The organism is Streptomyces aureus, assembly GCF_000725495.1.
GTDB lineage: Bacteria > Actinomycetota > Actinomycetes > Streptomycetales > Streptomycetaceae > Streptomyces > Streptomyces aureus_B.
In genome coordinates this window covers 128,664-153,493 of sequence record NZ_JNZD01000018.1, presented here as the reverse complement: position 1 = coordinate 153,493, position 24,830 = coordinate 128,664, and the positions used below count along the sequence as shown (strand labels likewise).

At 72.2% G+C, this 24,830-nt stretch carries 25 protein-coding genes; 14 read left to right on the top strand and 11 right to left on the bottom strand.

Annotated elements, in window-relative coordinates; all coding sequences use genetic code 11:
• Positions 1 to 147: 147 nt before the first annotated feature.
• From IO36_RS46905 to IO36_RS22665, 4 genes are read right to left on the bottom strand one after another with little or no spacing between them, the layout of a single operon-like run.
• On the bottom strand, positions 148 to 1,146 hold the full coding sequence (locus IO36_RS46905) for a hypothetical protein (RefSeq protein WP_037622404.1): 999 nt from the start codon (positions 1,144 to 1,146) through the stop codon (positions 148 to 150).
• The gene (locus IO36_RS22675; RefSeq protein ID WP_037622403.1) at positions 1,143 to 2,093 is read right to left on the bottom strand and encodes an ABC transporter permease; all 951 of its coding nucleotides are present in this window, start codon (positions 2,091 to 2,093) and stop codon (positions 1,143 to 1,145) included. Before IO36_RS22675 ends, IO36_RS46905 begins: the two co-directional genes overlap by 4 nt.
• Entirely contained in the window at positions 2,090 to 3,013 is a 924-nt protein-coding gene (locus IO36_RS22670) for an ABC transporter ATP-binding protein (RefSeq protein WP_037622401.1), read from the bottom strand. The genes IO36_RS22675 and IO36_RS22670 overlap by 4 nt, the downstream gene beginning before the upstream one ends.
• Positions 3,010 to 3,396, bottom strand: coding sequence for a GntR family transcriptional regulator (locus IO36_RS22665; RefSeq protein ID WP_037622400.1), 387 nt, complete (start codon positions 3,394 to 3,396; stop codon positions 3,010 to 3,012). The genes IO36_RS22670 and IO36_RS22665 overlap by 4 nt, the downstream gene beginning before the upstream one ends.
• Before the next feature lie 305 nt (positions 3,397 to 3,701).
• On the opposite strand from IO36_RS22665, the gene IO36_RS22660 reads away from it, so the two are divergent.
• Genes IO36_RS22660 through IO36_RS22640 form a run of 5 tightly spaced genes read left to right on the top strand, consistent with a single transcriptional unit; the run spans position 3,702 to position 8,281 of the window.
• Positions 3,702 to 4,244, top strand: coding sequence for an RNA polymerase sigma factor (locus IO36_RS22660; RefSeq protein WP_037622398.1), 543 nt, complete (start codon positions 3,702 to 3,704; stop codon positions 4,242 to 4,244).
• Between the two features lie 50 nt (positions 4,245 to 4,294).
• The gene (locus tag IO36_RS22655; RefSeq protein ID WP_107065777.1) at positions 4,295 to 5,152 is read left to right on the top strand and encodes a hypothetical protein; all 858 of its coding nucleotides are present in this window, start codon (positions 4,295 to 4,297) and stop codon (positions 5,150 to 5,152) included.
• Entirely contained in the window at positions 5,149 to 6,006 is an 858-nt protein-coding gene (locus IO36_RS22650) for an ABC transporter ATP-binding protein (RefSeq protein ID WP_037622396.1), read from the top strand. Before IO36_RS22655 ends, IO36_RS22650 begins: the two co-directional genes overlap by 4 nt.
• On the top strand, positions 6,003 to 7,574 hold the full coding sequence (locus tag IO36_RS22645) for a hypothetical protein (protein ID WP_051900824.1): 1,572 nt from the start codon (positions 6,003 to 6,005) through the stop codon (positions 7,572 to 7,574). The genes IO36_RS22650 and IO36_RS22645 overlap by 4 nt, the downstream gene beginning before the upstream one ends.
• Before the next feature lie 2 nt (positions 7,575 to 7,576).
• Positions 7,577 to 8,281 (top strand): ABC transporter, encoded by a 705-nt coding sequence (locus IO36_RS22640; RefSeq protein WP_245173421.1) that lies wholly within the window; start codon positions 7,577 to 7,579, stop codon positions 8,279 to 8,281.
• 36 nt (positions 8,282 to 8,317) lie between these two features.
• Here IO36_RS22640 and mshD read toward each other — a convergent pair whose 3' ends face one another.
• Positions 8,318 to 9,244: a mycothiol synthase gene (gene mshD / locus IO36_RS22635; RefSeq protein WP_037622395.1), complete on the bottom strand. Its 927-nt coding sequence runs from the start codon at positions 9,242 to 9,244 to the stop codon at positions 8,318 to 8,320.
• A gap of 368 nt (positions 9,245 to 9,612) precedes the next feature.
• Here mshD and IO36_RS22630 point away from each other — a divergent pair, with 368 nt between their 5' ends.
• A complete protein-coding gene (locus tag IO36_RS22630; RefSeq protein WP_037622393.1) occupies positions 9,613 to 11,409 on the top strand; it encodes a bifunctional metallophosphatase/5'-nucleotidase in 1,797 nt (598 codons plus the stop codon).
• Positions 11,410 to 11,489: 80 nt separating this feature from the next.
• Here the strand turns inward: IO36_RS22630 and IO36_RS22625 are convergent, their stop codons facing one another.
• The 4 genes from IO36_RS22625 to IO36_RS22610 form a co-directional block, all read right to left on the bottom strand.
• A complete protein-coding gene (locus tag IO36_RS22625; RefSeq protein WP_037622392.1) occupies positions 11,490 to 12,959 on the bottom strand; it encodes a HAMP domain-containing sensor histidine kinase in 1,470 nt (489 codons plus the stop codon).
• Positions 12,959 to 13,690, bottom strand: a complete 732-nt coding sequence (locus IO36_RS22620; protein ID WP_037622391.1) for a response regulator transcription factor — start codon at positions 13,688 to 13,690, stop codon at positions 12,959 to 12,961. Before IO36_RS22620 ends, IO36_RS22625 begins: the two co-directional genes overlap by 1 nt.
• 78 nt (positions 13,691 to 13,768) lie before the next feature.
• Complete coding sequence (locus IO36_RS22615; RefSeq protein WP_037622390.1) at positions 13,769 to 13,948, bottom strand: hypothetical protein; 180 nt, start codon at positions 13,946 to 13,948, stop codon at positions 13,769 to 13,771.
• 15 nt (positions 13,949 to 13,963) lie between these two features.
• Positions 13,964 to 15,220 (bottom strand): S1C family serine protease, encoded by a 1,257-nt coding sequence (locus tag IO36_RS22610; RefSeq protein ID WP_037622388.1) that lies wholly within the window; start codon positions 15,218 to 15,220, stop codon positions 13,964 to 13,966.
• Positions 15,221 to 15,748: 528 nt separating this feature from the next.
• Between IO36_RS22610 and IO36_RS22605 the strand changes: the two genes are divergently transcribed.
• Positions 15,749 to 17,509, top strand: coding sequence for a trypsin-like serine protease (locus tag IO36_RS22605; RefSeq protein ID WP_037622386.1), 1,761 nt, complete (start codon positions 15,749 to 15,751; stop codon positions 17,507 to 17,509).
• Positions 17,510 to 17,676: 167 nt separating this feature from the next.
• Here IO36_RS22605 and IO36_RS22600 read toward each other — a convergent pair whose 3' ends face one another.
• Both IO36_RS22600 and IO36_RS22595 read right to left on the bottom strand, forming a co-directional pair.
• Positions 17,677 to 18,699 (bottom strand): LacI family DNA-binding transcriptional regulator, encoded by a 1,023-nt coding sequence (locus IO36_RS22600; protein ID WP_078943371.1) that lies wholly within the window; start codon positions 18,697 to 18,699, stop codon positions 17,677 to 17,679.
• Between the two features lie 23 nt (positions 18,700 to 18,722).
• Positions 18,723 to 19,541 (bottom strand): winged helix-turn-helix transcriptional regulator, encoded by an 819-nt coding sequence (locus IO36_RS22595; protein WP_037622383.1) that lies wholly within the window; start codon positions 19,539 to 19,541, stop codon positions 18,723 to 18,725.
• A 254-nt stretch (positions 19,542 to 19,795) separates the two neighbouring features.
• Here IO36_RS22595 and IO36_RS22590 point away from each other — a divergent pair, with 254 nt between their 5' ends.
• The 7 genes from IO36_RS22590 (at position 19,796) to IO36_RS22565 (ending at position 24,684) form a co-directional block, all read left to right on the top strand.
• The gene (locus IO36_RS22590; protein WP_078943370.1) at positions 19,796 to 20,680 is read left to right on the top strand and encodes an alpha/beta hydrolase; all 885 of its coding nucleotides are present in this window, start codon (positions 19,796 to 19,798) and stop codon (positions 20,678 to 20,680) included.
• A gap of 76 nt (positions 20,681 to 20,756) precedes the next feature.
• The gene (locus IO36_RS22585) at positions 20,757 to 21,011 is read left to right on the top strand and encodes a MoaD/ThiS family protein (RefSeq protein ID WP_037622382.1); all 255 of its coding nucleotides are present in this window, start codon (positions 20,757 to 20,759) and stop codon (positions 21,009 to 21,011) included.
• An 8-nt stretch (positions 21,012 to 21,019) separates the two neighbouring features.
• Positions 21,020 to 22,147 (top strand): hypothetical protein, encoded by a 1,128-nt coding sequence (locus tag IO36_RS22580; protein ID WP_037622380.1) that lies wholly within the window; start codon positions 21,020 to 21,022, stop codon positions 22,145 to 22,147.
• 168 nt (positions 22,148 to 22,315) lie between these two features.
• Positions 22,316 to 23,059 (top strand): LmeA family phospholipid-binding protein, encoded by a 744-nt coding sequence (locus IO36_RS22575; RefSeq protein WP_037622379.1) that lies wholly within the window; start codon positions 22,316 to 22,318, stop codon positions 23,057 to 23,059.
• A gap of 230 nt (positions 23,060 to 23,289) precedes the next feature.
• Positions 23,290 to 23,370, top strand: a complete 81-nt coding sequence (locus IO36_RS49365) for a putative leader peptide (protein ID WP_350310325.1) — start codon at positions 23,290 to 23,292, stop codon at positions 23,368 to 23,370.
• 151 nt (positions 23,371 to 23,521) lie between these two features.
• Positions 23,522 to 24,367 carry a sulfurtransferase gene (locus IO36_RS22570; protein ID WP_037622377.1) on the top strand — a complete coding sequence of 282 codons (846 nt, stop codon included), beginning with the start codon at positions 23,522 to 23,524 and terminating at the stop codon, positions 24,365 to 24,367.
• 29 nt (positions 24,368 to 24,396) lie between these two features.
• Positions 24,397 to 24,684 carry a DUF1416 domain-containing protein gene (locus IO36_RS22565; RefSeq protein WP_018527919.1) on the top strand — a complete coding sequence of 96 codons (288 nt, stop codon included), beginning with the start codon at positions 24,397 to 24,399 and terminating at the stop codon, positions 24,682 to 24,684.
• Positions 24,685 to 24,830: the final 146 nt, after the last annotated feature.

Here is a 24,830-nt window from a genome sequence, read left to right as displayed (position 1 = left end):
CGAGCGTCGCAAGGTCACCTGAATCGATGGTTACGGCCACATGACGTGCGGGATATCGGGGGGAGGCTCCCGGACGTCCGCACGTCCGGGAACCGTGTCCACAGCAGCACCCGCGGGGAGCGGCGCGCCCGCCGGTGCTACCGGCGGTCACCCATGGCGGCGGCGCAGCAGCGCGAAGGCCACGGCGGTCGCGAGGCCCGCGACGGCCAGGAGCAGGCCGCTCTCCACGAGCTGGAGGGGCCAGTAGTGGGACTGAGGCTGGTAGGTGCTCCAGAAGTCGGTCCACGGACCCCGCCTGATGCACGCCTCGAGGGCGGAACCGTCGGTCCCGACGCAGGCCAGGCTGGTGTTCACCCGCTCGCCGTCGGCGGTGACGGAACCGTGTTCGAGGAGCATGGAGCCGTACGGGACATGCAGCGCGGCCCGTCCGGTGGTCGTCACGGCGGGCCACAGGCTCATCCGGAACCGGTCCAGCACCTCGTGCAGGACGTAGGCCGCGGCGAGGGCGGCCGCGGCGGCGGGCAGGGCCCTGCGCAGGACCAGGCCCGCGAGCGCGCCGAGGGCGAGGCCCGCGAGGGCGTACGCGACGGCCACGGGCCCGGAGGAGATGAACACGTTCGTGATGAACCAGCCGCCGGCCAGTTCTCCGTCACCTGCGCGGCGGGTCCAGCCGCAGAGCAGAACCGCCAGTGTGGTGCCGGCCGTGAGCAGGACCGCCGGGACGGCCAGCTTGGCGGCGAGCCAGCGGGCCGGGGTGACGGACTGGGTCCACGCCAGGTGCGCTGTGCCGCTCTCCAGCTCGCGGCCGGTCAGCGCGGCACCCGCCCAGACGGCGATCGCGTAGATCAGATAGGTGACGCAGCCGGACACCAGGGCCAGGCCGTAGGTGTGGACCTGCTCCGCCGCGCTCTCGTGGGTGAAGCCGCAGCGCATCGGGAAGGGGTCGGCCGCGGTGCAGTCGCCGACGGCCGAGCGGATGCCGGGGCCGGCCTCGTGTATCCAGACCAGCGCGGTCAGGACGGTGAGCAGGCCCCCGCCCCAGACGAACAGGGCCGTGCGGTGCAGGCGCAGCATGGTCCAGGTCAGGCCGGACGTGAGGCGGCGGGACGGGCCGGAGGGGCGCGGGCCGGCGGTCAGGGTGCTCATGAGGTCGACCTTTTCCTCAGGACGCCGAAGGCGACGGCGACCAGGATCGCGGTGGCGGCCAGCAGGACGCCGGTCTCCAGGAGCTGGCGGGGCCAGTAGTCGGGGGAGGGCAGGTACCTGCGGGTGAAGCCGACGACGTCGTGCCGGGCGAGGCAGGCGTGGCTGTCGTAGCAGCCCGGGTCGGGGATCTCCTTGCCCGTGGAGGTGATCGCCCGGCTCCGGACGGACAGCTCGGGCTGCTGGTAACGGCCCTGGAAGGGCCAGGAGTTGGCGCGGAACGCGTTGACGGCGTACTGCGCGAGGCCCGCGACGGCCAGGGCGGGCAGGGTGCGGCGCAGGGCGAGTCCGGCGACGGCGCCGACGGCGAGGCCCAGGAGCGGGGCGGCGACGGTGGCCGGGCCGATGGCGAAGTACAGGGCGCGCGGTCCGATGCCGGCCAGCAGGAGGTTGCCGTGGGCGTTCCACAGCATCCGGTACAGCAGGACCAGCAGGCTCGTTCCGGCGGTGACCAGCAGTGCGGGCACCGCCAGTTTGGCGGCGAGCCAGCGGGCCGGGGTGACGGACTGGGTCCAGGCCAGGCGCGCGGTGCCGTTCTCCAGCTCGCGGGAGGTCAGCGTGCCGGCGGCGAAGAGGGCGACGGCGAAGGAGGAGATGTTCAGCAGGGAGGCCGGGTCCTGGAAGAGGTCGTTGTACGTGCCCGTGAAGGTGCCCGTGACCCCGGCGGCCCAGGCGTCCTGCTGCACGCCCGCGTAGCCGAGCGTGTCGAGCAGGTGCTGCGTGTGGGCGGCGCCGGGGCCGTACAGCCACAGCAGCAGTCCGGCGGTGAGCACGACGAAGCCGGTCCAGATCCACAGCGCGGTGCGGTGCAGCCGCAGGACCGTCCAGACCAGGCCGCGCGGTGCGGGCAGGGCACGGCGTACGGGGGCCGTCGTGGCGGCGGCGCTCATCGGGTCACCGCCGCGGGGGCCGCGGTCGTGCCGGGGGTGATCAGCGCCGGGGTCCCCGGGGAGCGCAGATGGGCGAGGAGCAGCTCCTCCAGCGAGGGGGGCTCGGCCTGCCAGCGCTCGTCCACCGGTCCGTCGTTGCGTATCAGGGCGGTGAGCCCGCGTCCGGCGGCGCGGGACTCGACCACGAGGTGGGGGGCGAGCTCGGCGGGCGTGCCGCGGCCGGTCACCACGGTGTGCGCGAGGAGCAGGTCGTCCAGGCCGCCGCCGAGCCGGATGCGTCCGTCGCCGAGGAGGAGCAGGTGATCGCAGGCGTCGGCGAGTTCGGTGACGATGTGCGAGGACATCAGCACCGTGGTGCCGCGTTCGGCGGCGTCGGCCATCAGGGTGCCGAGCAGTTCGTGGCGGGCCAGCGGGTCCAGGTCGGCCATCGGTTCGTCCAGCAGCATCAGGTCGGGCCGCTTGCCGAGCGCGAGGGCGAGCGCGACGCGGGTGCGCTGGCCGCCGGAGAGCTTCCGGACCTTGGTCCCGGGGGCGAGCTTCCCCTGTTCGATGATCGCCCGGGCGTACGCGGCGTCCCAGCGGGCCGGGTTGAGTTCGGCGCCCATGCGCAGGGTCTCGGCGATGGTGAGCTGGGGGTGCAGGGGCTTGTCCTGGGCCAGGTAGGCGATGCGCTCGCGGGTCTCGGCGGGGCCGGCGCCGAGCACGGTGAGGGTGCCGGCGGAGGGCCGCAGCAGCCCGGCCAGGGTCGCCAGGAGCGTCGACTTGCCCGCGCCGTTGGGGCCGACGAGGGCGCTGACGCGCCCGGCCGGGAGGCGGAAGGAGCAGTCGTCCAGGGCGGCCGCGGCGCGCCGGCCGTGGCGCACGGTCAGACCGCGCGCCTCGACGGCGACGGTGGATCGGGTGGTGCTGGTGGAGCTCACTGGTCCCCCTTCGGGAAATGTGCGTCCAGTACGGAGGCGAAGAGCGCCGCCACGTCCTCGCGGTCGAGGCCCGCGGCGCGGGCGCTGCCGGCCCAGGTGTCGAGTTCCTCGCGCAGGGGCGAGTCGACGGGGGTGGCGCCCAGGGTCCGGCGGACGAAGGTGCCGAGTCCGCGTCTGGCCTCGACCAGTCCCTCGCGTTCCAGCTCGCGGTAGGCCTTCAGGACGGTGTTCGGGTTGATGGCGGTGGCTTCCACGACCTCGCGGGCCGTGGGGAGACGGTCGCCCGGTTCGAGCAGGCCGAGCCGGAGCGCCTGCTTCGTCTGCTGGACGATCTGGACGTAGGTGGCGACGCCACTGCGCCGGTCGATGCGGTACGCGACCACTCGGACAACCACCCTTTCACTAATTGAGTAGTGAAAGGGTGGTGCAAGGTGGTGCCCGCGGTCAAGTCGGAGGCGGGCGGGGGGTGTTGCTCCGGCCGGGTTCCGGTGCCGCCGAGGTGGTGGATCAGGTGGTGGCCCTCTCGCCGGATCCGGGGTGAAATCGCTGGTCATCGCCGTGACGGATGCTGTGGCGGAACGGCCTGGCGGGAGGGCGCCCGAGCCGTCCGGAGCGGGCTCCCGGGCCGTTCGGAAATTTCGTGGGCCGAAGCGTGAACCGATCGGCGGGGCTCGTCCGATGAGGGGATGTGAGGGAAACGAGAAGCGACGGAGAGCTGCTGCGGGCCATCGCAGCGGACGGGGACCGTCGCGCCTTCGAGGAGCTGTACCGGCGGTACGCGCCATGGCTGACCGCGCGGCTGCGCGGCCGGTGCGCCGACGCCGGGATCGTCGACGACGTCGTCCAGGACACCTTCGTCGCCGTGTGGCGCGGCACCGCCCGCTACCGCGAGGAGGGCGACCCGGCCGGCTGGCTGTGGCGCATCGGCTCCCGGCGCCTCGTCGACACGATGCGCGGCGCCGGCGCGCGCGGCCGGCTCCGCAACGCGCTGGCCCGGCTCCGGCACCGGGACGAGGTCTCGGCCGAGGAGCGCGTGCTGGCGGGCGTCGAACACGGCGACCTGGCGGGCGCGCTGACCAGACTCTCGCCCGAACTCCGGGCGGTTCTCCAGGCCACGGTGATCGACGGACTCACCACCAGGGAAGCGGCCGTCCTGCTCGGTATCCCGCCGGGCACGGTCAAGACGCGGGCACTGCGTGCGCGCAAGCAGTTGCGGGAGGCGTTGGCATGAGCGACGACCGTCACGGAAGCGACGGAGGCACGACGAGCGGTGAGAGCCGTATGACCTGGCACGTGCCGGAGGAGGACATCCGGGCCTATGTGCGGGGCGAGTTGGCTGCGCCTCTCCTGTGGTCCGCCGACACCCACCTCGCCGCGTGCGGGCGGTGCCGGCAGACGCTGGCGGACATCGGCGACCCGGTCGCCCTGGACGCCGGCTGGGAGCGGCTCGACGCCGAGCTCGACGCCCCGCGGCCCGGCCCGGTCGAGTGGCTGCTCGTCCGGCTCGGCGTCGCCGACCACACGGCACGGCTGCTGACCGCCTCACCCGCACTGCGCCGCTCCTGGCTGGGCGCGATCTGCGCCCTCCTGGTCATGACCGTGGTCGCGGCCGACGCGGTGCGGGCCGGGGCCACGCCCACCCTCTTCCTCGCCCTCGCGCCGCTCCTCCCGCTCGCCGGGGTCGCGGTGTCCTACGGCCCGGGGATCGACCCGACCTACGAGATGTCCGTGGTCTCGCCGATGCACGGCTTCCGGCTGCTGATGATCCGCACGGTCGCGGTCCTGTCCGTGTGCCTGGGGCTCAACGGCCTGGCCACTCTCGCCCTCCCCGCCTACGGGCTGCACGCCCTGGCGTGGCTGCTGCCCGCCCTCGCCCTCACCGCGACCGGGCTGGCGCTCAGCTCCCGGCTCGGACCCGTCCTCGCCCCCTCGCTGGTCGGCGGCGGCTGGGCCGGCCTGCTCCTCGTGGCCCGGATGAACACCGAGCCCCACACCACGCTCGCCCCGTTCACCGCGGCGGGCCAGGGCGTCTCCGGGGCCGTCGCGGTCCTGGCCGCCGTACTCCTCTATCTCGCGCGGGACCGGTTCGACGCGTCGGGCCTCCCGTTTTCCGACTTCACCGACAGGAACGCAGCATGATTGCCACCGTCACCGCCTCCGGCCTGAGCCTCCGCTACGGCGGGACGCTCGCGCTCGACGAGGTCTCCCTGCGGCTCGGAGAAGGAGTCACCGGACTCCTCGGGCCCAACGGCGCCGGAAAGACCACCCTGTTGCGGGTGCTCGCCACCGCCGTGCCCGCCGACCGGGGCTCCTTCAGCGTCCTCGGCCACGACCCGGGCACCACCGCCGGACGCCTGGACGTGCGGCGCGCGCTGGGCTACCTCCCCCAGACGCCCGGCTTCCACCAGGACTTCTCGGCCTTCGAGTTCGTCGACTACGTGGCGATCCTCAAGGAGCTGACCGACCGCACCGCCCGGCACCGCGAGGCGCGCCGGGTGCTGGAGGCGGTCGGCCTGTCCGATGTACGGGGCAAGCGCATCAAGCGGCTGTCCGGCGGTATGCGCCAGCGGGTCGCGCTGGCCGCCGCGCTCGTCGGCGACCCCGGCTTCCTCGTCCTCGACGAGCCCACCGTCGGCCTCGACCCGGAGCAGCGCATGCGCTTCAGGGAACTGATCGCCCAGGCGGGAGAGGGCCGCACGGTCCTGCTCTCCACCCACCAGACCGAGGACGTGGCGATGCTGTGCCACCGGGTGATCGTGATGGACGCCGGCCGCATCCGCTTCGAGGGCACACCCGCCGAGCTGACCGAGCGGGCGGCCGGCCGGGTGTGGAGCAGCGCGGAACGTGATCCGTCCGCCCGGGCGGGATGGCGCACCGGTACGGGTGCCTTCCGCAACGTCGGCGATCCGCCCGCGGGCGCCCACCTTCTCGAGCCGACCCTTGAAGACGGCTACTTGCTCACCCTCGACGCCCGGACGGAGGTGGCGGCATGAGCGGCTCCACGGACACGATCACGCAGAAGGCTCCCACGGGGGTGGAGCCCTCTGCCCGGGGCCGGGAATCCCGGTCCGCCGCGGTCCTGGCCCTCGCCCGCTTCGAGGCCCGCGAACTGCTGCTGCAGATCCCGGTCCTGGCCTTCCTCGCGCTGTACATCGGCTATGTCGGGTGGAGGCTGTTCATCGGGGGCGACGGCATGGACGACTTCCCCATCCTCCAGGAGGTCGACCGGGCCACCCAGTCGACCTCCCTGCTGCCGGCCGTCGTCGTCTTCATCTGTGCCAACCGTGCCGTGCTGAGGTCCCGCCGGCAGTCCACCGACCAGCAGTTCGACATCCTGCCCATGGAGCACTGGCGGCGTACGGTGGCGCACGCGCTGTCCGTCCTGCCCCTCGCCGCGATCACCGCGCTCGTCGTCGGCTTCCAGTTCACCTGGGCGGCGCTGAAGCCCGGCGCCGTCGGTCACGGATCAGCCGCCGAACTGGCGGCGGGGCCGCTGACGGTCCTGCTGGCCGGTGTCCTGGGCGTCCTGCTCGCCCGGGTGATACCGGTCGGGTTCATCGCCCCGCCGTTCGTGATCGGCGTGTTCGTCCTCACCTCCCTCGTCTCCGCGTTCACCAATGGAAGCCACTGGGTGCGCTGGCTGGGGCCGGTCGTCACGGAAGAGGGCGCCGACCCCTTCCCCTCCGAGCTGCTGGGCCGCCCGGCCGCCTGGCACGCCCTCTATCTGACGGGCCTCGTCGTCCTGGGGCTCTGCGCCGCCGTGCTGGTCAGCGGCGGCCGGACCAGGCTGGTCACCTCGGCGACCGCCCTCGCCCTCGCCGCGACGGCCGCCGGCGTCGCCGGACAGTCCCCGGACGTCTCCGGCTCGGTGATCGCGGCCCGCACCAAGGCGTCCGTGAGCCCGCAGCAGGAACAGACCTGTGTACGGCACGGACGGTCCACGTACTGCGCCTTTCCCGAGTGGACGGGTCGCACCGCCGACTGGGCCGCCGCGGTCGACCGCATCCAGTCCCGCGCGGGCGGCTCCGCCGGGGGCGAGCGGCTGACCGTGCGCCAGCGGATCGACGCCCGTGGCGGTCTGGAGAGCGACGCGGCGCTGCCGCCGTCCGCCACGCCGGGACACGTCACCGTCGGCACCCGCTGGGGCGGCAACCGCCTGCCCGAGTTCGCGGTCGGTGTCGCCTCGGTCCTGGTCGCCGGCAACGAGCAAGCGGCCGGCCGGATGTGCGACGCCCGTGTGGTGCCCATCATGTGGCTCGCGCTGAGCACCCAGCCGGACCCGATGCAGTCCCTGCGCGACGTCCGGATCGACGACAGCATCGAGGGCCTCGCCACCGCACTGGCCCCCGCGAGCCCCGTCTCCATGTCCGCCCAGCAGACCACCGTGGTGCGCGAGCTGCTCCAGAAGCCGCACTACAGCGTCGCCGCGAAGATGAAGGCGCACTGGACGGAGCTGACGTCCTCCAAGACGCCCACGGCACGGGCCGCCGAACTGCTCGGCGTACCGCTCTCGGGCAAGGGAACCTCGGCGGACTCGGGGAGCGGCAAGTGCGAGGACTGACGATGACGACGACGTCCGCCGACCACGGCCCCGCCGGAGCGGCTCCGCCCCCTCCCCCGCACGTCGTGGTCCGCGCCCTGGTCCGCCCGGTGTGGCGGGCACTGCCCCGCGGGGCCGTGCTGACGGGCGCAGGCGTCGGATTGCTGCTGGCCGGTTCCTCCCTGACGGTCGCCGAGGAACCCGACCCGTTTCTGTGCCTCACCCTGCTCCGGGCAGCCGCCCTCGCCTTCGGCCTCGGACTGGCGTTCCTGCTCGACGACCCGGCCCGGCACACCACGGCCACGGTGCCGACCAGACGCCCGGTGCGGACCGGGCTGCGGCTGGCGCTCGTTGTGCCGATCATGGCGGCATGCTGGACGGCCGCGCTGTTCCTCGTGCCCGCCAAGGGCCGGCCCCCGATGGGCGCGATCACCGTGGAGGCGGCCGCCATCATGGCCGTGGCGCTGGCCTCGGCCCTCCTCGCCGTGCGGTACTCGGAGGCCGTCGAACCGGGGATCGGGATATCCGCCGGACTCGTGGGCGCGTTCTTCGCCTCGGCTGTGATGCTCCCCTCTCGCTGGGAGCTCTTCGTCGGAACGACCGACCAGCGCTGGGACGACGCGCACCGGCGCTGGGCGGGTGTCCTGGTCGTGGCGGTGCTGGCCGGAGCCCTCTCCCTGGCCGAGCCCCTGCGGCGGCGCAGGACAACCGTCCTGGCCCACCGCTGAGTTCGGATACCGGAGCGGTGTTCGCGCGCGGAGAGGTCAGGACTCCGTTCGGTACATCAGGTCCGTCTCGTGGGTGACGAAGCCGAGACGCTCGTAGACGGAGACGGCCGCCTTGTTGTCGGCGTCGACGTAGAGCATCGCGGTGGGCAGGGCCTGTGCGGCGAGGTGGCGCAGCCCGATCGTCGTCAGCGCCTTGCCGAGCCCGCCGCCCTGGGCGCCGGGGCGCACCCCGAGGACGTACACCTCGCCCAGTCCCTCCTCGGCGTGCACCTTGGTCCAGTGGAAGCCGACGAGTTCGTCGCCGCGGAAGGCGAGGAAGAAGCCGGCCGGGTCGAACCAGGGCTGTGCGATCCGGTCGTCCAGGTCGCGCTGGGTGAGGGAGCCCTGCTCGGGGTGGTGGGCGAAGGCGGCGGCGTTCACCGCGAGCCAGGCGGCGTCGTCCTGGCCCGGGACGAAGGTCCGGACGGTCACTCCCTCCGGCAGCTTCGGCTCGGGCAGGTCGAGGTTCTCCAACGGACGGCGCATCTGACGCAGTTCGCGGAAGAGGGTGAGGCCGAGGACCTGGGCGAGATGCCGGGCGGCGGAGTGACCGCCGTGTGCCCACACCCGCAGCCGCTTGCCGGACTCGCCGAGCATCGCCGAGCCGAGGGCGCGGCCGTGACCGTGTCCCCGGTGCGCCGGATGAATGACCAGTTCGGCGGCCGGGGCCTCGACGGGGTCGGTGTCCTCCAGTTGTGCGTAGCCGACCAGTTCGTCGCCGATGGTCAGCAGCAGATGCCGGACGCCCTCGCGGCTTCCGCCCTTCAGCTGGAGCCGGCCCTGCTCGGACACGGCTTGCTGCCCGTCGGCCCGAGCGGCTTCGGCGAGCAGCCGGAGAACGTCCTCGGCCTGGTCCGGGGAGAGCGCGGAGTGGGCCTCGATGGAGCGGGAGAGGGCGAAGGGTGCCACGTCGTCGCTGGTCATGCATACGAGGGTACGGCTCGGCGAAGGAGGGACAAGGAGTTGGGCGATACGGACACGGGTCGTGGCGGGACGGGAGGTTCCCGGGAGGCCGGGGTGTGCTCCGCGGATCGGGCAGGTGCCCTAAAGGGCGCTGGGGCGGGTTCGGTGGGGGGGTGGTGGGGTGATCGTCGTTTCCCGGTGTGGTGATGGCAATCAGCCCGTAACCGCCAACCCCCTTCCGCGCTACGCGCGTTGATTCTAAAGTGCGTGCAAAGCCGCGGTGGTGCATCAGCTCGCACAGGGTTCGCGCGGCGCACAACGAACGCACCACCCGCTCGGCTCACGCAGGGCACACCGTTTCGGCCTCTCACCGTTCTCCAGGGGGAACCATGCCGCCCACGATCCGGTCCAGACGCACCCATCGCCTCCTCGCGGCCGCCGCCGGTCTCGCCACCGTCGGGGCGCTGGCCGCCGCGATCCCGGCGAGCGCGCACCAGGACGGGGGGACGCCGTCGCACCACCACGGCAGCGGCCGTTACCAGGACGTCCAGTTGCTGTCCTTCAACGACCTGCACGGCAACCTGGAGCCGCCGACCGGTTCCTCGGGGCGGGTCACGGAGCTCCAGGCGGACGGCACGACGAAGTCCGTCGACGCGGGCGGTGTCGAGTACCTGGCGACGCATCTGCGCGACGCCCGCAAGGGCAACAAGTACTCGATCACGGCGGCCGCCGGTGACATGGTCGGCGCCTCCCCGCTGATCTCCGGACTCTTCCACGACGAGCCGACGATCAACGCGCTCAACGGCCTCGACCTCGACGTCACTTCGGTCGGCAACCACGAGTTCGACGAGGGCGCCAAGGAACTGGGCCGGCTCCAGAAGGGCGGCTGCCACCCGACGGACGGCTGCTACGACGGCAAGAAGTTCAAGGGCGCCGACTTCCCCTACCTCGCGGCGAACGTGACCGACGAGAAGACCGGGAAGCCGATCCTCAAGCCCTACTGGGTGTGGAGGAAGAACGGCGTCAAGGTCGGCTTCATCGGGGTCACGCTGGAGGGCACGCCGAACATCGTGTCCGCCGAGGGCGTCAAGGGCCTCAAGTTCGGCGACGAGGTCGAGACGATCAACAAGTACGCCAAGGAGCTCCAGCGCCAGGGCGTGAAGTCGATCGTCGCGCTGATCCACGAGGGCGGCGCGCCCGCGTCGACCGCGTACAACTACGACTGCGACAGCCCCGGCGCCGGTGACGGCATCTCCGGGCCGATCGTGGACATCGCCAAGAACGTGACGCCGGCCGTGGACGCGCTGATCACCGGCCACACCCACCAGGCGTACGCGTGCACCATCCCCGACCCGGCGGGCCGGCCCCGCATGGTCACCTCGGCCTCCTCCTTCGGGCGGCTGTACACGGACACGACGCTGACGTACGACCGCTGGACCGGTGACATCGCCCGTACGGCGGTGAAGTCCGCGAACCACGTGGTCACGCGCGATGTCGCGAAGGCGGCCGACATGACGGCCCTGATCACCAAGTGGAAGGCCCTGTCCGCGCCGATCGCCTCGCGTCCCCTCGGCTACATCGCGGGCGACATCGGCAACACCGGGACCGAGTCCCCGGCCGGCGACCTGATCGCCGACGCCCAGCTCGCGTACGCCAAGTCCGTCGACCCGGAGGCCGACCTCGCGCTGATGAACCCGGGCGGCATCCGCGCCGGCCTCACCTACGCGGCGGGCAACGGTGAGGGCGACGGGGTCGTGACCTACGGGGAGGCGTACACGGTCCAGCCGTTCGCCAACACCGTCAACCTGGTGGACCTCACCGGCGCGCAGGTGATCACCGCGCTGCAGCAGCAGGTCAGCGGGGCCAACGAGGCCTCCCCGAAGATCCTCCAGATCTCCAAGGGCCTGACGTACACGCTCGACCTGAGCAAGACGGGCGCGGCTCGGGTCGTCGCCGACTCGGTCAAGCTCGACGGCACCGCGATCGACCCCGCCGCCACCTACCGTGTCGCGATGAACTCCTTCCTCGCGGGCGGCGGCGACGGCTTCGCCGAGCTCGGCAAGGGCGGCAACGTCCGGGTCGGCGGCGACGACCTCGCGGCCCTGGGCGCCTATCTGACGGCCAACTCCTCGGCCGCGACCCCGTACCCGGTCCCGGCGGCGAACCGGATCACGATCGTCCAGTAACCGGCATCGGTCACAGAACGAAGCAGAGCGAGCCCCCACTCGACCTCGGGTGGGGGCTCGCTCATGCCGGGAAGGGCAGGTCAGGGCATCCCGGGCGGGGCCGTCGGAGCGCCCGGGAGGCGTACGGAGGCGATCGTGCCGCCGCCCTCCGCCCGGTTCAGCTCCACTGATCCTCCGCACTGCTGGACCGTGCGGGCCACGATGGACAGGCCGAGGCCCGAACCGGGCAGGGCGCGCGCGTCCGGGGAACGCCAGAAGCGGTCGAAGACGTGCGGGAGTTCGTCGACGGGGATGCCGGGGCCGTGGTCGCGCACGGTCAGCTCGCCGCCGTGGAGCCGCACGTCGACCGTGCCGCCCGCGGGGCTGAACTTCACCGCGTTGTCGAGGATGTTCACGATCGCCCGCTCCAGGGCGGAGGGCTCCGCCCGGACGAACCAGGGCTCCAGATCCGCGGTGATCGTCAGCTCCGGGCCGCGCAGCCGGGCCCTGCGCAGGGCCGCTTCCACGGGGTCCCGCAGGTCCACGACCTCCACCCGGTCGGCGGTGGTCCCCGCGTCCGAGCGCGACAGCGTCTGCAGGTCGCCGATCAGCGCCGCCAGCTCGGTCATCTGCGCCTTCACCGAGGCGAGCAGCGCCTTGCGGTCCGCCGGGGGGATCGGGCGGCCGGTCTCCTCGCTCCGGGTGAGGAGCTCGATGTTCGTCCGCAGGGAGGTGAGCGGGGTCCGCAGCTCGTGGCCGGCGTCGGCGATGAGCTGCTGCTGGAGCTCGCGGGAGCTGGCGAGGGAGGCGGTCATCGAGTTGAAGGAACGGGAGAGCCGGGCGATCTCGTCGTCGCTGTCCTCGGTGACGGGGATGCGGATGGTGAGGTCCTCGGTGCGGGCGACGTGTTCCACGGCGTCCGTGAGCTTGTCGACCGGGCGCAGCCCGGCCCGTGCGACCCAGAGGCCGGCGGCCCCGGCACCGACCACTCCGATGCCGCCCACCAGCAGGAGCACCAGGGCCAGTTCGTTGAGGGTGGAGTTGGTGCCCTTGAGGGGGACGGCGTACATGGTCGCCGCGTCCTTGATGAGCGTTGTCGTGCCGTCCGGGTTGCCGATGGTCAGGGGCACGGTGAGCACCCGGACCGGATTGCCCTTGGTGTCGGTGCCGTCGCGGAAGGTGCCGTGGCCCGTGACCGGGTGCTTGGCGAGGTCGGTGTCGCTGTCCGTGATCTTGATCTTGCCCGGCGATACGGGTGCGACACAGGACTGGCCGTCCGTCGTGACCACCTGGAGGTAGGTCTCGAACTGGGCCCGGAACCCTCCGGAGTCGGGCGGAGTCTGGCCGGACGGGTCGCTCGCGTTGTTGCCGCAGTTCTGGATAGTGCTGGCGAGGTTCCTGCCCTGAGGGCGGGTCGCCGATGACTGCAACTCGTTGTTCAGCTCGCCGTACAGCTTCCCCTGGACGATGAACCAGCACGTCACCGACACCGCTGCCACCGCGAACGCCACCGCTGCCGCGACCAGCAGGGCCAGTCGGGAGCGCAGGGGCAGGGACTTGAAACCGCGCATCACTCCGCGCCACCGGACCGCAGGACGTACCCCACGCCCCGCACGGTGTGCACCAGGCGGGGCTCGCCGCCCGCCTCCGTCTTGCGGCGCAGGTACATGACGTAGACGTCGAGGGAGTTGGACGACGGCTCGAAGTCGAAGCCCCAGACGGCCTTCAGGATCTGCTCGCGGGTGAGGACCTGGCGCGGGTGGGCCAGGAACATCTCCAGCAGGGTGAACTCGGTGCGGGTGAGCTCCACCGGGCGTCCGGCCCGGGTGACCTCGCGCGTCGACAGGTCCATGCGCAGGTCGCCGAAGGTCAGCGCGTCGTCCTCGACGACCGCGCCCGCGGACGCCGCGTAGGAGCTGCGCCGCAGCAACGCCCGGATGCGGGCGAAGAGTTCGTCGAGCTCGAAGGGCTTGACGAGGTAGTCGTCCGCCCCGGCGTCCAGCCCGGTGACCCGGTCGCCGACCGTGTCCCGGGCCGTCAGCATGAGGATCGGTGTGGTGGTGCCCGCACCGCGCATCCGGCGGGCCGCGGTCAGTCCGTCCATCCGGGGCATCTGGATGTCGAGGACGACCAGGTCGGGCTGGTAGGCCGTCGCCTTCTCCAGGGCGTCCGCGCCGTCGACCGCGACCTCGGTGTCGTATCCCTCGAAGGCGAGGCTGCGCTTGAGCGCGTCGCGTACGGCCGGCTCGTCGTCGACGATCAGGATGCGCTGGGTGTCACGGTCGCCTTCGGCGGAGCTCATGGGTGTCGGGTTCCTCGGGTGGGATGGGTGTGACCGGGTGCTTTCAGCCTCGCATGTTCCTGGCTGTCCCGGAATGGATCAGGTTCGTACGGAGCGGCGGCGGCCGGCGGCCCCCCGGGGCTTGGGCCGGGAGACGGCTGGGGCCAGTTCCGGGGCGCGCCGGACGGGCGGGTGCAGTTCCCGGGCGACCGCCAGGGCGAGGCCGAGTGCGGACGCGTCCCCCGCGGCGGCGGTGTGCTGGACACTCTTGATCTTCATGGCGGCCTCCGGGCCCTAGCTGTCGGAACCGCCGGCCCGCAGCGTGGCGAGGTCGGACTTGACGGTGTTGATCGGGATGGCGAAGCCGAGGCCGACGCTGCCGGCGCTCGACGAGGAGGACGAGGAGTCCGAGGCGGCGGAGTACATCGCGGAGTTGATGCCGACGATGTTGCCGTTCATGTCGATGAGGGCGCCGCCGGAGTTGCCCGGGTTGAGCGAGGCGTCGGTCTGCAGCGCCTTGTACGTCGTCGTGGAGGAGCCGGTGTCGCCGTTGAACTGACGGCCGCCGAACTCGAACGGCCACTGGCCGCTGCCGCCGCCGTTCTGCTGCTGGCCCTGGCTCTCGTCGGTGGAGACGGTCACGTCACGGTTCAGGGCGGAGACGATGCCGCTGGTGACGGTGCCGGTCAGACCCTCGGGGGAGCCGATCGCGACGACCTGGTCACCGACCTGGACGCCGTCGGAGTCGCCGAGCGTCGCCGGCTTCAGACCGGACGGAGCGCTGTCCAGCTTGATCAGCGCGAGGTCCTTCTTGCTGTCGGTGCCGACGACCTTGGCGCTGTAGGACTTGCCGTCGCTCAGCTGGACCTTGATGTCGGAGGCACCCGAGACGACGTGGTTGTTGGTGATGATCTCCCCGCCGGTCGTGATGATCACGCCCGAGCCGGTGGACGAGCCCGCGTTCGAGGTCGCGCCGATCTCGACGATGCTGGGGCTGACCGCCTTGGCGACGCCGGAGACCGTGCCGCGCTGGCTGGTGGGCACCACGTTGGTGCTCGTGCTGCTGCTGGAGGCGACGGTGTCGTTGCCGGTCAGCTCCTGGAAGGCGTACGCGGTGCCGCCGCCGATCGTCGCCGCGACGATCGCCACGGCGGCGAGCAGGGCGAACGGACCCTTGGCGCGGCGCTTGCCGGCCGACGCAGCCGGGGGTGCGGTGTGGCCGGGGCCGCCGGGGCCGCCGGGGCCGCCGGGGCCGCCGGGGCCGCCGGGGGCGACGGTGGCGAAGGCCGCGGTGGAGCCGACGGGGTCGGGCTCGGGGTAGCCGGCGTACGGGCCGGCGGCGTGGCCGCCCCCGCCGTTGCCGCCCTGACCGGACCCCGGCCACACGGTGGTGCCCGGCTCGACGTGGACCGGACCGGCCGGGTCGTACGCCGGCGGCGGGGGCCACTCGGGGTTCACGGGGGTGGAGGGGTGCGACTGCTGCTCGGGGTACGCGGACCCGTGGTGGTCGCCCTGGGGGTACTCGCCGCTGCGGCGGAAGCTCTCGGTCATGAAAAAAGACTGTCCCCCGATCATGAGAGCTCCCTGAGTGGCCCCTGAGAAGCCCGACAGAACCTCGTATGCCCGATATAAAGACGCTTCCTGTGAGCCGACCGGGAGACTCCTGCGGACGGCCTGAGAGCGGACTGTGCGTGTCCGCCGCCTCACCGTGCGCCGCGTCACCGTGCGACCCGCCGACCCGCCGACCCGCCGACCCGCCGACCTGCCGCGCCGACCCGTCGGCCCGTGGTGTCGGGCCGTGTCCGGGCGTGCACCCGGTGTGGTGCCGCCGCGGTCCGGCAAACAGCGGGTTGCGCCCCGGTGATGTCCCGGAACGGCCGGGACGAACACTGCTGCGACCGCCGTGAAGGCCGTGTCCCGGGAGATCGGTGAGGCCTACGATTCCCGGGCCGGAGGGGGGCTCCGCGGTTACGCCCGATGTCGACGCGCGCTCGCCGTCGACGGACGGGCCGGTGCGTCGTACGCCCTTCTCGGGCCTTTCACGAGACGACGGCACCGCACACCCATCAGGAGTCCTGAGTGATACCTGCCCTGCGCGACCGCTGGAGACGCCCCGCCACGGCGTTGCCGGCGGCCGCTCTCGCGCTGGCGCTGACCTGCGCCGGCGCCCTCGCGGCACAGCCCGCCTCCGCGGCCGGTGACCCGGCCACCCTGCCCGGCGCGAGCGTCGCCCGGGCCACGGCGGCGGCGCCCGCGCCGACCGCCTCCGACAAGGAGCTGCGCCACCGCGTCGTCGAGGCCGCCAAGACCCGGGCGACCCCGGACACGGCCCCGAAGAAGACGCCGTTCATCATCGGCGGCAGCGAGACGACGATCTCCTCGGCGCCGTGGATGGTGCAGCTCTCCTACTACGACAGCGCGGCGGGGACCGGCTACTTCTGCGGCGGCACCCTCGTCGCCCCGAACAAGGTCCTCACGGCCGCCCACTGCGTGGCCGGTCTGGACTGGGCGGACAACGGCGCGGTCGTCGCCGGCGCCACCGGTCTGCTGGACAGCACCAACGGCACCGTCGCGGGCGTCTTCCGGCAGTGGAACCACCCGCACTTCAACAGCTCGACCCTCCAGAACGACGTCGCGGTCCTCACCCTGGACCGTCCGCTGGAGCAGCAGTGGTCGAAGCTCGTCGCCGCGGGCGACAGTGCCTCGTACACGGCCGGCAACTCCGCCACCGTCTACGGCTGGGGCCTGACCTCGGGCGCCTCGGACGCCGACCTGTCGGCGAACCTGCGCAAGGTCACCCTGCCGCTGGTGAAGGACGCGACCTGCAACAGCGCGATGAACACCGTCCTCGGCGAGGACGACTTCGTCGAGGGCTCCATGTTCTGCGCCGGCACCCCGGCGACCGGCGTCGACGAGGGCACCAAGAGCCCGTGCAACGGTGACTCCGGCGGCCCGGTGATGTTCGGCGGCAGGATCATCGGCATCGTCTCGTGGGGCGTCTCCGGATGCACCGCCAAGGGCGCCTACCCGGTGTTCACCAAGGTGTCCTCGTACACCTGGGCGGCCCAGCCGCGGATCGACGACGCCGACCTGACGTACGACGGCCGCGCCGACCTGCTGGAGCGCACGCCCTCGGGCGGGCTGTTCGAGCAGGACAGCAAGGGCACCTCGCTCACCGCGCGGGCCTACCAGGGCAACGGCTGGCAGAACGCGAGCTGGGTCCTCCAGGCCGATCTGGACCGGGACTTCTACCAGGACCTGATCATGCGGGACAAGGGCGACGGCAAGCTCTACCGCAGCTACATGAACCACGGCTCGGGCGAGTACGAGTGGATGCAGATCAGCTCTGTGTGGGGCGGCTACAAGTCGTACGCGGTCCCCGGCGACCTGACCGGTGACGCCCGTCCCGACCTGGTCGCGGTGGACGCCGACGGTTCGGTCTACCTCTACCCCGGCAAGGGCACCGGCCAGTTCTACGGCCGCGTCAAGATCGTCGACAGGGCGTGGAAGAACGTCAGGATCTTCGGTCACGGCGACCTGTCCGGCGACGGCCGCGCCGACCTGCTGGTCCGCAACAGCTCGGGCGTCCTGTACCTGTACCGGGGGACGCAGGTCGAGAAGACCCCGTTCGCCGCGCGCGTCCAGGCGCGTACGGGCTGGAACTTCACCTCGTACGTGGCCAACGGCGATGTCACCGGTGACGGCATCGCCGACGTGATCGCCCGTGACTCGGGCGGCACGCTCTGGCTCTACCCGGGCACGAACCACGCCTCCAGCAGCCTCTTCGGCACCCGCAAGAGCCTCGGCACCGGCTTCAACCAGTACAACCTGCTGTTCTAGGCCCCGCCAGGCCCGGTACGGCATCCATGGATCCCCGCGTCCCCTCAGGGGCGCGGGGATCCGCGCCTTCGCCGGGGGAGCGGGGCGGGCCGCCGGGGCAGCGGCGGCCGGGGCTACTCGCAGCCGCAGGACTCCGGGATCTACTCGCAGCCGCAGGACTCCGGGATCTACTCGCAGCCGCAGGACTGGCGCACGACCAGGCGCGAGGGGAACAGCTTCAGGCGTTCGCGGCGGGAGCCGGGGACCCGCAGTCCGTCGTCCAGGACGAGGTCCACGGCCGCGCGGGCCATCGCCGAGCGGTCCGACGCGATCGTCGTCAGCGGCGGGTCGGTCAGGGCCGCTTCCTTGACGTCGTCGAACCCGGCGACCGCCAGCTGCCCCGGCACGTCGATGCGCAGTTCGCGCGCCGCGCGCAGGACGCCGATCGCCTGGTCGTCGGTGGAGCAGAAGATGGCCGGCGGCCGGTGCGGTCCGGCGAGCAGTTCCAGGGCGACGCGGTAGGCGTCGTAGCGGTTGTACGGGGCCTCGAAGAGGCGTCCCTCGGTCGGCTTGCCGGCCTCCTGCATGGCGCGCCGCCAGCCCTCGACGTGGTCGGAGACGGGGTCGCCGACCGCGGGGGTCTCGGCCGTGCCGCCGAGACAGGCCACGTACTCGTAGCCGTGCTCCAGCAGGTGCCGGGTGGCGAGCTGGGCGCCCCCTATGTCGTCGGTGACGACGGCGACGTCGTCGATCGCCTCGGGGCGCTCGTGCAGGAGGACCACCCGGGCGTCCCAGGCGTCGATCTCGGCGGCCGCGTGGTCGTTCAGCGCGTGGCTGACGAGGATCAGTCCGGAGACCCGCATGCCGAGGAAGGCCCGCAGATAGTGGACCTCGCGCTCGGCGATGTAGTCGGAGTTGCCGACCAGGACCATCTTCCCGCGCTCGGCGGCGGCCTGTTCGACGGCGTGCGCCATCTCCCCGAAGAAGGGCTGGCGCGCGTCCGGCACGATCAGGCCTATGAGCTCCGTCCGCCGCGAGGCCATGGCCTGGGCGACCCGGTCGGGCCGGTACCCCAGCTCCTTGATCGCAGCGAGAACGCGCTCGCGCGTGGCCGGGGCGACCGGCCGGGGTCCGTTGTTGATGACATAACTGACGACGGCGGTGGAGGTACCCGCCAGCCGTGCCACATCATCCCTAGTCACCTTGGCCACGCGCGGAGTCTACGCGGATGGACCTACCTCTGGGCAGGGCGTACGGCAGCTTCCTGAGGCTGCGCGGCGGCCCGCGTGGGAGCGGTCCCTTCCGCGCGCGCCGTCTCGTCCGCATCATCCGGCTTTGGCTGGGCCGCCTTGGCCTTCGCCTCGTCCGCGCCGCGCTCCACCTTCTCGGGGGTAACGAATCGGTAACCGACGTTCCGGACGGTTCCGATCAGCGACTCGTGCTCGGGTCCGAGCTTCGCGCGCAGGCGTCGTACGTGGACGTCTACCGTGCGGGTGCCGCCGAAGTAGTCGTAGCCCCAGACCTCCTGCAGCAGCTGGGCGCGGGTGAAGACGCGGCCCGGGTGCTGCGCGAGGTACTTCAGGAGCTCGAACTCCTTGAAGGTGAGGTCGAGCACCCGGCCCTTGAGCTTGGCGCTGTAGGTCGCCTCGTCGACGGAGAGGTCGCCGTTGCGGATCTCCATCGGGGAGTCGTCGTTGACGATCTGCTGGCGGCCCATCGCGAGCCGCAGACGCGCCTCGACCTCGGCGGGGCCCGCCGTGTCCAGGAGGACGTCGTCGATGCCCCAGTCGGCGGTGACGGCCGCGAGGCCGCCCTCGGTCACGACCAGGACGAGCGGACAGCCGGGTCCCGTGGAGCGCAGTAGCTGGCACAGGCTGCGGACCTGCGGGAGGTCACGCCGTCCGTCGATCAGGATGACGTCGGCACCGGGGGTGTCGACGAGGGCGGGGCCCTCCGCCGGAGCCACGCGCACGTTGTGCAGCAGCAGGCCGAGAGCGGGAAGCACCTCCGTCGACGGCTGAAGGGCGTTGGTCAGGAGCAGAAGAGAGCTCATCGCGTCTCACCCGCTCGGGTCGTCCTGCCTTCGTGCACGGTTCGCTCGCCCATAACGTCTGGTTCCTCCTCGGTCCCTGCGAGGACGTTTGCGGCACTGCTCTGTACGTGCGGCTCCCGCGATCCAAGGGATCCGCAGCGCCTCCGAAGCCCCGTACACCTGCGGTTTCCCGCTTCGTATACAACGCTTTTGAAAGCACAAAAGGACCCGGGGGCTACTCTGCCCGAGTCCTCATGCCCAGCAGAATAGCCCACATGAGCCCAGGTCCGGCAGGTCACGTGACACGTTCGCCCAAAAGTCCACGCCTTGAGACGGAGCCCGGCGCCCCTCTGCGGAGGTCGCTGCGTACCGCCGACGGGGTGACGATCGACGCGGCACACGACCCCGGAGCGGATTCGTCCGGTGACCTCGCGTTCATCGTCGCGCACGGATTCACGGGTGACCTGGACCGTCCGCACGTCCGCCGCGCGGCCGCCGCCCTCGCCCGCCGCGGGGCGGTCGTGACCTTCTCCTTCCGTGGTCACGGCGCCTCCGGCGGCCGCTCGACCGTCGGCGACCGCGAGGTCCTCGACCTGGCCGCCGCGGTCGCCTGGGCACGTGAACTCGGTTACACCCGGATCGTGACCGTCGGCTTCTCGATGGGCGGCTCGGTGGTGCTGCGGCACGCGGCGCTCTACGGGGCGAAGGCGCCGGGGCCCGTTTCGGGTGAACCGGAGTCCGCCGGGGAGCGCGAGGGGCGCGAGCGGGCGCGCACGGACGCGGTGGTCTCGGTGAGCGCGCCGGCCCGCTGGTACTACCGGGGTACGGCGCCCATGCGACGGCTGCACTGGCTGGTGACCCGTCCGGAGGGCCGGATCGTGGGCCGCGTCGGTCTGCGCACCCGGATCCACCACCGCGAGTGGGACCCGGTGCCGGCGTCCCCGGTCGAGTGCGTTCCGCTCATCGCCCCGACCCCGCTCCTGGTCGTCCACGGCGACCGCGACGGCTACTTCCCGCTCGACCACCCGCGGATGCTGGCCGAGGCCTCCGGAGGGCACGCTGAGCTGTGGCTCGAGCACGGCATGGGGCACGCCGAGAACGCCGCGGCCGAGGGCCTGCTCACCCGTATCGGGGACTGGGGCGCCGCCCACGCGGGCTAGCCTGACGGGGTTCACGCAAACAGGTGCGCGGACACCACACACCAGCACACTCCAGACCCGCTGATTGAGGAACGAGATGGCAAAGGGCACGGTGCGTTACTGGGCCGCCGCCAAGGCCGCGGCCGGCGTCGGCGACGAGCCGTACGACGCGGGCACGCTCGCCGAGGCACTCGACGCGGCCCGCGAACGACACCCCGGTGAATTCGTGCGCGTCCTGCGGCGATGCTCGTTCCTGATCGACGGTGATCCCGTGGGGACCCGCGGGCATGAGACGGTACGGCTGGCCGAGGGCGGCACGGTCGAGGTGCTCCCGCCGTTCGCAGGAGGGTGAGCGAGACGATGAGCAACCAGCCGTACGAGGGACGCCGCGAGGCGTACGACCCGTACCAGCAGCCCGGGGCGCACCAGGAGCCCCAGCAGGGGGCCGACTGGCCGCAGCACACCCAGCAGTGGGAGGGGCAGACCTGGGAGACGCAGGCGCACGCGCCGGTCCAGGAGGCCGACCCCGCCTATCTGCCTCCGCAGGGCTACCAGACCTACGGCGAGTCCCAGGGATACGGCGGCGGCGCGGGAGCGGCCCTGCCCCCCGAGGCCCCGGCGGACCCCTGGAACCCGGCGGGCGCGCCCGTGGGCGACGGCGGGACCCTGCCCGAGGGCGCGGGCGGGGAGGAGGCCGCCTACGGCCCCGCGACGGTCACCGGCCAGAGCCGGGTCACCGACGCGCAGCGCGCCCGCGCCGAGGGACGCTCGCCGATCATCGAGCCCGGGATCCAGCCGGCCGCGCTGACGGCGCTGCTCGCGGTGCTGCTCTCCGGCGCGGCGGCGATCGGCCAGTACGCCCTCGTCGTCCCGCTCGTCCTGCTCCAGGCCGTCACCGCGGCCGGCTGGTTCCGGCTGAACGGGATGTGGCCCGCCCGGCAGGGCATCGCGCTGGCGTTCCTCGGCGCGGTCGCCGCCGACGTGGCGCTGCTCGTGGCCGGCCGGGAGAACGCGCCCGCCGCGATCCTCGGCACCCTCGGCGTATGGGTCCTGCTGACCCTGGTGCTCCAGCTGCGCAGCCACGCCGACCCGGACACCCGGATGTACGGCCTGATGGCGACCGTCGTCTCCGCCGCACTGGCGATCGTCGCGGCCGGGCATCTGGCCGCCGAGCCGGACGCCGTGACGGTGGGCGCGGCCGCGGTGGCGGTCGCGATCCTGGTCCGCGCGCTGCCGATGCCCACCGCGGCCTCCGTGGCCGTGGCGCTGCCGGCCGCCGCGGGCGCCGGTTACGCGGTCGGCGGGATGACGGACCTGGGCTCGCAGGGCGCCCTCCTCGGGCTCGGCGCGGGCGTCTGCGCGCTGATCGGACACCGGGTCGCGAGCTACGACTACCCGTCCCGCTTCGTCCACTTCACCGCGGGCGTGGCGCTGCCGCTGGCCGCCGCCGCGCCGGCCGTCTACCTGCTGGGCCGCGTGCTCGGCTGAGCCGGCGACCGGGCGGCCGCGACCGGCCGCCGGTGATGACGAATCGTCACAGGTGATCGACAACCACTCCGAAGGGCCCCCGATCCGGGGGCCCTTCGGGGTTAGGCTCGCGTTCGGTGGCCACTCGGCCGTCCAGACGGGGCCGTCCCAGGTGGGGGAACAACGAGCATGCGCGCACTGCGAATATCCCTGGTTCTGTTCATCGTTCTCGGCGGTCTTTTCGTGCTCGCCGACCGGGTGGCGGTCGGGTTCGCGGAGGACGAGGCGGCGGGCCGGATCAAGAGCACCGAGGGCCTCGCGGACACCCCCGACGTCTCCATCGGCGGCTTCCCGTTCCTCACCCAGGTCGTCGCCGGCGAACTCGACGACGTGAAGATCGGCATCAAGGACTACGAGGCGCCGACCGGCGGCACGGGCTCCGCGGCGGGCACCATCCGTATCGACGACCTCGACGCCGAGATGCACGGTGTCTCCTTCAGCGGCGACTACAGCTCCGCCACCGCCGGCAGCGCCACCGGCACCGCGTCGATCTCGTACGCCGAGCTGCTCAAGGCCGCCAACTCCGAGCCCAAGGAGATCGGGTTCGGTTTCTCCGCCCGGGTCACCGGCCTCTCGGACGGCGGCAACGGCAAGATCAAGGTCGCCGTCGCGGTGACGCCCCCCGGTACCAAGTCGTCCCAGACGATCTCGGTGCTCAGCTCCGTCGCCGTCTCCGGCGACACGGTGAAGGTGCACGCGGACTCCCTGCCCACGCTCGCCGTCAAGCTCGCCGAGGGCCGGATCCGCTCGATCACCGACTTCCAGCAGAAGATCGAGCAGCTGCCGGGCGGGGTCAAGCTCGACAAGGTCGAGGCCGCCCCGGACGGGGTGGAGATCTCGGTGAAGGGTTCGGACGTCAGGCTCGTCGGGTAGAAGGCACCACCGAGGGGCCCCGGGGCGGCCCTTCGGGGAGGGCCTGTCCGAAAGGCGAGACGGGCCTGTCCGTACCGCAGATGCGCTGTCGCGACGGAGCCCGGAGCGGGACCCCCGAATCCGTACGGGCCGGGCTTCGACGACCCTCGGGTCCCACAGTGCGGACGATCGCGTCTCAGCATGCGACACACCGGTGACATGCCCGCCTGTCCGTCCCTACGATCGGACCCATGAAGCGACAGGCGGATCTCACGAAGCGGCGGGCAGTAGACCTGTGCCGCGTCGCCGCCATGCTCTGTCGCACCTTCTGAGCGGAAGCGCTCCCGCCTTCCGCGAGCCGGGCCCCTGGACCTCTCTTGTCCGGGCCACGATTGCGCCGCGCACGCCCTCACCGGCACGCACCGCACCGCGCACCCTCTCCATCGCACCACCCCGCCGCACCTGCCCCGGAGGAGAACGAGCATGAGCCGCAGCGACGTCCTGGTAGACGCCGACTGGGTCCAGGACCACCTGGACGACCCGAGCGTGGCGATCGTCGAGGTCGACGAGGACACGTCGGCGTACGAGAAGAACCACATCAAGAACGCCATCCGGATCGACTGGACGAAGGACCTCCAGGACCCGGTCCGCCGTGACTTCATCGACCAGGAGGGCTTCGAGAAGCTCCTGTCGGCCAAGGGCATCGGCAACGACACGCTGGTCGTCCTCTACGGCGGCAACAACAACTGGTTCGCGTCCTACGCCTACTGGTACTTCAAGCTCTACGGCCACGAGAACGTCAAGCTCCTCGACGGCGGCCGCAAGAAGTGGGAGCTCGACTCCCGCGACCTGGTCGACGGCTCGCAGATCCCCGAGCGCGCCGCCACCGCCTACAAGGCCAAGGCCCAGGACACCTCCATCCGCGCCTTCCGCGACGACGTCGTCGCCGCGATCGGCTCGCAGAACCTGGTCGACGTCCGGTCGCCCGACGAGTTCAGCGGCAAGCTGCTCGCCCCGGCGCACCTGCCGCAGGAGCAGTCGCAGCGTCCGGGCCACGTCCCGAGCGCCCGCAACATCCCGTGGTCGAAGAACGCCAACGACGACGGCACCTTCAAGTCGGACGACGAGCTCAAGGAGCTCTACGCCGCCGAGCAGGTCGACCTCGCCAAGGACACGATCGCCTACTGCCGCATCGGTGAGCGTTCCGCGCTCACCTGGTTCGTGCTGCACGAGCTCCTCGGTGTGCAGAACGTCAAGAACTACGACGGTTCGTGGACCGAGTACGGCTCCCTCGTCGGCGTGCCGATCGAGCTCGGCGCCAACAAGTAACCCCCAAGGCTGAAGGACGGAATCGAAATATGTGTGGAGCGAAGGCCGGCGGCCCCGACGCCTCGACGATCAAGCCCGGTGAGACCACCATCCAGGGCCAGGTGACCCGCGACGGCGAGCCGGTGACGGGCTACGTCCGTCTGCTGGACTCGACCGGCGAGTTCACGGCGGAGGTCCCCACCTCCGCGACGGGACAGTTCCGCTTCTACGCGGCCGAGGGCACCTGGACCGTCCGCGCGCTGGTCCCCGGTGGCACCGCCGACCGCACGGTCGTCGCCCGGACGGGCGGCCTCGCCGAGGTCGCGATCGCCGTCTGAACAGTGGACCGCCGTCGCTGACGGCAGTCGACCGAACGGCCGAAGGGCCGCACCCCCGGGGGTTGGACGCTTACCGGATCGGGGTGCGGCCCTTCGGCGCGTCCGCGCGGGCCCGTACCGCTCCGGCACTGCGCCGGACGGGTTGT

Coding starts and splice junctions, on each gene's coding strand:
- IO36_RS46905 (WP_037622404.1), bottom strand. CDS start 1,146: ATGAGCACCCTGACCGCCGGCCCGCGCCCCTCCGGCCCGTCCCGCCGC.
- IO36_RS22675 (WP_037622403.1), bottom strand. CDS start 2,093: ATGAGCGCCGCCGCCACGACGGCCCCCGTACGCCGTGCCCTGCCCGCA.
- IO36_RS22655 (WP_107065777.1), top strand. CDS start 4,295: ATGACCTGGCACGTGCCGGAGGAGGACATCCGGGCCTATGTGCGGGGC.
- IO36_RS22650 (WP_037622396.1), top strand. CDS start 5,149: ATGATTGCCACCGTCACCGCCTCCGGCCTGAGCCTCCGCTACGGCGGG.
- IO36_RS22645 (WP_051900824.1), top strand. CDS start 6,003: ATGAGCGGCTCCACGGACACGATCACGCAGAAGGCTCCCACGGGGGTG.
- IO36_RS22640 (WP_245173421.1), top strand. CDS start 7,577: ATGACGACGACGTCCGCCGACCACGGCCCCGCCGGAGCGGCTCCGCCC.
- mshD (WP_037622395.1), bottom strand. CDS start 9,244: ATGACCAGCGACGACGTGGCACCCTTCGCCCTCTCCCGCTCCATCGAG.
- IO36_RS22630 (WP_037622393.1), top strand. CDS start 9,613: ATGCCGCCCACGATCCGGTCCAGACGCACCCATCGCCTCCTCGCGGCC.
- IO36_RS22625 (WP_037622392.1), bottom strand. CDS start 12,959: ATGCGCGGTTTCAAGTCCCTGCCCCTGCGCTCCCGACTGGCCCTGCTG.
- IO36_RS22620 (WP_037622391.1), bottom strand. CDS start 13,690: ATGAGCTCCGCCGAAGGCGACCGTGACACCCAGCGCATCCTGATCGTC.
- IO36_RS22615 (WP_037622390.1), bottom strand. CDS start 13,948: ATGAAGATCAAGAGTGTCCAGCACACCGCCGCCGCGGGGGACGCGTCC.
- IO36_RS22610 (WP_037622388.1), bottom strand. CDS start 15,220: ATGACCGAGAGCTTCCGCCGCAGCGGCGAGTACCCCCAGGGCGACCAC.
- IO36_RS22595 (WP_037622383.1), bottom strand. CDS start 19,541: ATGAGCTCTCTTCTGCTCCTGACCAACGCCCTTCAGCCGTCGACGGAG.
- IO36_RS22590 (WP_078943370.1), top strand. CDS start 19,796: ATGAGCCCAGGTCCGGCAGGTCACGTGACACGTTCGCCCAAAAGTCCA.
- IO36_RS22585 (WP_037622382.1), top strand. CDS start 20,757: ATGGCAAAGGGCACGGTGCGTTACTGGGCCGCCGCCAAGGCCGCGGCC.
- IO36_RS22580 (WP_037622380.1), top strand. CDS start 21,020: ATGAGCAACCAGCCGTACGAGGGACGCCGCGAGGCGTACGACCCGTAC.
- IO36_RS22575 (WP_037622379.1), top strand. CDS start 22,316: ATGCGCGCACTGCGAATATCCCTGGTTCTGTTCATCGTTCTCGGCGGT.
- IO36_RS49365 (WP_350310325.1), top strand. CDS start 23,290: ATGAAGCGACAGGCGGATCTCACGAAGCGGCGGGCAGTAGACCTGTGC.
- IO36_RS22570 (WP_037622377.1), top strand. CDS start 23,522: ATGAGCCGCAGCGACGTCCTGGTAGACGCCGACTGGGTCCAGGACCAC.
- IO36_RS22565 (WP_018527919.1), top strand. CDS start 24,397: ATGTGTGGAGCGAAGGCCGGCGGCCCCGACGCCTCGACGATCAAGCCC.